Below are 5,521 nucleotides of genomic sequence, written 5' to 3' on the forward strand. Positions count from 1 at the left end.
GTTAGTTGAGGCCGTGCCCGCCGAAAGCGAAGTAATTAGTCGGAGCATTGCCAATATACATCTAACATTCAAAATAACTACTTGGCTTAACGCAGTCATTGCACTGATTTTATACTTTCTTAACTTTCAAAAAAAACCATCCGAGCGAAATAAACGCCTGGATGGTCAACCATTTACCTAAAATCTCTCGAATCTTCCATATAATCACTTAAAAGTCTGTAGCCAACCAATGATGCTATGACCAAAAATAATCCGCATAATGTTTTATTTTTCATTTCCCAAATACCTCCTCATTTGATGTAGCTATTTTTTAATAAAATGAGTGTCTTAGAATGGACGGAATTTACCTTTTTTAAGAACTAATTTTGTTCCCCCCATAAGGAATAAAGAACGGTTATCTACCACTTTTTTCATTGCTGCTGCTGCTTTCCCCTGAAGTTTGTAATCATTAAATATATTTCCGATTCCATCAAAAATACCTAGAGAAGCTACCGTACCTTTGTCATGAAAAACAAAGTCAGTTAAAGGTTGGTTTGTAAGAAGTGCAGCTAGATTAGCAGCAACAACATCCGCTTCTTGCATTGCTAATTGTCCAGTAGGAGGATACGGGCGATCTGCTTCTTTATTCCAAACCCATGAACAGTCACCAATAACAAAAATATTCTCTTCACCTTTCATACGTAAGTCGGCGTCAACGTTAACTTTTCCTTTTGTTAATTCAAAGCCTGAATTCCCTAACACAGAGCTACCTTTCACTCCACCTGTCCACACAACAGTACCTGCTTTGATTAGCTCTTTATCGTCTCCAACAATAAACCCTTCCTCTGTACATTCAGAAATGGCAGCACCAATTTTAATCTCGACACCACGATCTTCAAGGGATTTTTTGGCATATGCAACTAACTCTTTATCAAACATTGGCAAGATAGAAGGAGCTGCTTCTACATTTATAATTTTAACTCTGTTACGATCTATGTCATATTTTTTACATAGCTCAGGCACCCTATCAGCTAATTCGCCCACAAACTCAATGCCTGTGAATCCTGCACCACCAACAAGGATATGCAAGCTCTCATCCTCAACGTTCTCTTCGTTGTTATATTTAGCAAATTGATATTCTATGTGTTCACTAATAAGACGACTGGAATCAATATCTTCAATAGCAAAAGCATGCTCTGCCATCCCTTTAATTCCAAAATCATTTGATTCAAAACCAAGCCCAACAACTAAGTAGTCATATTCAATTTCACTATTCTCCAACACAACGCGTTGCTCGTCTTTGTTGATTTTCACAACAGAATCATAAACTAGTCTTACTTTATTTGGGTTAATGACATCACTAATCATCACACGAGCTTGATTTGGATTAATTGTTCCAGCAGCTACCTCATGTAACCAAGTAGATTCATAATGATAATTATGTTTGTTAACTAGTACAATCTCTGCTTGTTCCGGTGATAGCTTTTGTAAGAGACGCTTTGTTGTTGTCAATCCAGCATAGCCTGCGCCCAGAACTACTATTTTTGGTTTGTTTAAACTCATAAAACTTCCACCTTCCTATATTTTACTAACAAAATTCACAGGAAAAGCGCTCTTTCATATTAACTCAAAAATGTTATTATTACTATTTAGAATCGCTTATACCTATTTTAACAATATAATAATCATATCAAAATTTTTATATTTAGGCTAATAATCAGTAGAAGTACAACTAGAATATATACTTATCGTGTTTTTCTACGTTATCACATGGTAAACGTTTGAATCTTTCTTCCAATCAGCCTAATCATTTTACAATTATTTTCAATTTTCGAGCGAACTAAATATTTTTAATCACAAAAAGTAAAACGCTTACAGGTAAATGTGATATAATTTAATATAAAGTATACTATTAGATAATTGGAACTGAGGTGGGATCTTCATGGGTCAAACAAAGATACGCGTCGTAAACAGTTCGGGAGAGGAAGTAGCGCATAACGGAATTGAAATTGGTGACATTATCGTAAAGGGGCAAGGAACTTTGCAACATGCCGAAAATCGAAACATGATGAAAAATGGCTGGATTTTCACAGGTGATAAAGGATTTATAGATGAGCAAGGTCATATTCATGTGAAAGAACCGTTTAAAGACATTCCAAATCAGCAGGGCACCATTTCTACTGCTAACTTGGAGCAAATCTTAATGAAACACCCACACATTGCCGAGACCGCTATCATCCCATTACCGCATAAAGAACTAGGAGAAATTGCTCACGCCTTTATTGTGCTTGACAACAAATCAGATAGTACGAAGCAAGATATCATTAACTTTTGCAAAGATAGCACCAATGGAACTTCATATCCGCAATCGATTACCTTTGTAGATGAATTACCCAAAACCCCAAGTGGTAAAATTTTAAAAGTAGAGTTACAGAAGTGGTTATAAGCAAATGCTCTGTCTTTTGTTTTTTGACATGATAAAAAAAGAATTGACAGAAACACTTTAAATTGGGATAATATCTAAGATAAGTTCATACGGTTACCTTTAATTCAGTCCCGTGAGGCTGCCAAGGTGTAACAGATGGAATTCTGTTCAATAAAATCAGGAGGAACTTCGTGTTCTACCTCATTTTATAGAAGCACCCTGCCACACACGGCTCGGTGCTTTTTTCTTTTTTTAATCACCCACGGTAACTGTTGGGCCAATTCTTAAAGGGGGAAGAAACATGGCACAATATAAAGAGATTCAAGTAGACGAACGTTTACCCATTTTAAAAAGCTTACCACTTAGTATACAGCACTTATTTGCAATGTTTGGATCTACTGTATTAGTTCCAATTTTATTCGGTGTTAACCCTGCAACCATTTTATTAATGAATGGTATTGGAACGCTAATTTACTTATTTATTACAAAAGGAAAAATACCTGCATATTTAGGATCAAGTTTTGCGTTTATATCACCAGTTTTTGCCGTATTAGAGAATTACGGAGGCGGAACCGGATATAGCTATGTATTAGGTGGATTCCTTGCAGTAGGTGTTGTTTTATCCATCATTGCATTAATTGTTAAATTTATTGGAACAAGTTGGATTGATATAATTTTTCCACCTGCCGCTATGGGAGCAATTGTCGCTGTTATCGGTTTAGAACTTGTACCAACAGCTGCAGAGATGGCGGGATGGATCGCACCCCAAGACGCAGGTGCTTCTTGGACGATGGACACTAGTACAGCTGTAGTCTCACTTTTGACACTTGCAATTACAATAATTTGTTGGGTAACAATGCGCGGCTTCTTAAAAATCATTCCTATTTTGATTGGAATTATTGCAGGCTATATTATTGCATATTTCTTTGGATTGGTTGATTTAACTGCTATTAAAGAGGCAAAATGGTTCTCGATGCCAGAAATTTATCACATGAAATTTGATTGGTCTGCCATACTAGTAATTTTGCCAGCAGCTTTAGTACTTGTACCTGAACATATTGGACATCTATTCGTAACAGGTAATATTGTCAAAAAAGATTTGATGAAAGAACCTGGATTAGACCGCTCGTTAGCTGGTAACGGTATATCTACGATCATCTCTAGCTTTTTTGGATCAACACCGAATACGACATATGGTGAAAACATTGGCGTACTAGCAATAACAAAGGTATATTCCACCTGGATTATTGGAATAGCTTCCGTTATAGCCATTATTCTTTCATTTGTTGGAAAGTTGGCTGCATTGATATCATCTATTCCAACCGCAGTTATGGGAGGGATTTCCTTACTTCTATTTGGAATTATCGCAGCTAGTGGTATTCGTATGTTAGTAGAAGCAAATGTGGACTATAACCACTCACAGAATTTGATTCTAACATGTGTCGTCCTTGTCATCGGTATTAGCGGTGCTACAGTTCAAATCGGTTCAGTAGCCCTAACTGGTATGGGGCTTGCTACAATAGTAGCCATATTCCTTGGCCTATTCTTTAAGTTATTAGATGTATTAAAATTATCGAATGAATAGTAAAGATGAGTCCTTTGGAAGAATAGATAAAGTGAAACTTCAATCAGTTATGATTTGTTTATCGCCCACTGATTGTTAGTACCATAAGAGTAGGACCTAAAGGCCTTTGAACCCATTGGAATATAACTGGATGTTTGTATAAAATAAAGGTTTGGAAGATAATATGCTTCCAAACCTTTTTATGAGCCTTTTAATCTTTTGACTAATGGATATACGCTTGCACTTTGGATTACTAATGATAGTAAAATGACAACAAAAATGATGGATATGAATTCACTACTTTTATCAGTAGCTGCTTCGAATCCTAACACTAGTGCCACTGACATTGTTCCTTTAATACCGGTCCAAGCTATTACTGCACATTCCCTTAGAGACATGTACGTTTTCCATGTAGAATGAAATTGGGTCATGGCTGTAATTACCAAAAATCGTACGATTAGCGATCCTAAAAATAGAAGAATAGCAAGCTGCCATTCTGAAAAAACGAGGTACCTTGCTGATTGAATCCCTATAAGTAGAAATATGATAGATAAGATTGTTGGCTCGATAATTCCCCAAAACCCATCCAGTTGATCTCGAAAATGATCCTCTTTTATATTTTTTCCAAATTCATAGGATAGCATCATTCCCGCTGTAACAGTTGAAAGTACACCTGACACGTCCATTAATTCTCCTAAGTAAAAGCTACCATAAGCTACAATGATACTTAACATCACCTGATATTGACGATGGTCGGTATAATGCACTGCCTTGCTCATAAGCCAACCGAATGCAATACCAATCGCAACACCACCTAAGGATACAAGTAAGAATTCACTAACGAAACCACTAAGTGAAAAGGTTGTCCCTTGCGTTAACATACTTAGAAGCACACCAAATACTACAATGCTTGTCCCATCATTAAGCAACGATTCCCCTTCCACAATGTCAGCCGTGTTCCGATCACTAGACGATTTCTTTAATATCGCTATAACCGATACAGGATCTGTTGGTGATAAAATAGCAGCAATCAGTAACGCAGCTATAATGGATATTTGAATAAATAAATTTCCAATTAAATAAACAAAACCACCAAATATAGCTATTGTTAAGAGCAGACCTATCGTTCCTAATCCTCCAATAATATACTTATACTTCTTCCAAGCCATTGTTGGGAATTGATAAGCTGATATAAATAGAAGTGCCGGTAAGAAAACATGAAATATAAGATCTTTTGTTATTGATATGTTCGCGAAATAACTGATTGGTGACAGCGTAATACCTATTAGCACTAATACCGTTGGGACAGGAAAGTACTCTTGCTTCTTGTCTATAGAAAAAACAATGTACCCGATAATTAATAGCAAAAGTATGTGATGGACGCTCAAATATACTCCCTCCTCCTCTTTATTTACATTGGTAGTAAATCTTATATTTAGAATCCATTTTCCCTATAAGCAAGTAATTTCAAACAATGAACTTATCAATAAGAAAAACGGAGCAAAATTCGCTCAGTCCTTATCACTACATGCTCAGATTTACGCTTCCTCTAG

At 36.3% G+C, this 5,521-nt stretch carries 5 protein-coding genes; 3 read left to right on the forward strand and 2 right to left on the reverse strand.

Annotated features, from left to right (window positions below; all coding sequences use genetic code 11):
* The coding region (locus ABDZ84_RS06185) for a hypothetical protein (RefSeq protein WP_211911239.1) at positions 1–181 on the forward strand (181 nt) is incomplete at its 5' end.
* 146 nt (positions 182–327) lie between these two features.
* On the opposite strand, the gene ABDZ84_RS06190 is transcribed toward ABDZ84_RS06185, so the two are convergent.
* On the reverse strand, positions 328–1,542 hold the full coding sequence (locus tag ABDZ84_RS06190) for an NAD(P)/FAD-dependent oxidoreductase (protein WP_343780581.1): 1,215 nt from the start codon (positions 1,540–1,542) through the stop codon (positions 328–330).
* A 379-nt stretch (positions 1,543–1,921) separates the two neighbouring features.
* Here ABDZ84_RS06190 and ABDZ84_RS06195 point away from each other — a divergent pair, with 379 nt between their 5' ends.
* Positions 1,922–2,425, forward strand: a complete 504-nt coding sequence (locus ABDZ84_RS06195) for an AMP-binding enzyme (protein WP_026679623.1) — start codon at positions 1,922–1,924, stop codon at positions 2,423–2,425.
* A gap of 280 nt (positions 2,426–2,705) precedes the next feature.
* Positions 2,706–3,989, forward strand: a complete 1,284-nt coding sequence (gene uraA / locus ABDZ84_RS06200) for a uracil permease (RefSeq protein WP_026679624.1) — start codon at positions 2,706–2,708, stop codon at positions 3,987–3,989.
* Positions 3,990–4,168: 179 nt separating this feature from the next.
* On the opposite strand, the gene ABDZ84_RS06205 is transcribed toward uraA, so the two are convergent.
* The gene (locus ABDZ84_RS06205; RefSeq protein ID WP_026679625.1) at positions 4,169–5,356 is read right to left on the reverse strand and encodes a cation:proton antiporter; all 1,188 of its coding nucleotides are present in this window, start codon (positions 5,354–5,356) and stop codon (positions 4,169–4,171) included.
* Positions 5,357–5,521: the final 165 nt, after the last annotated feature.

It is taken from the genome of Virgibacillus salarius, assembly GCF_039521925.1.
Lineage (GTDB): Bacteria > Bacillota > Bacilli > Bacillales > Amphibacillaceae > Virgibacillus > Virgibacillus salarius.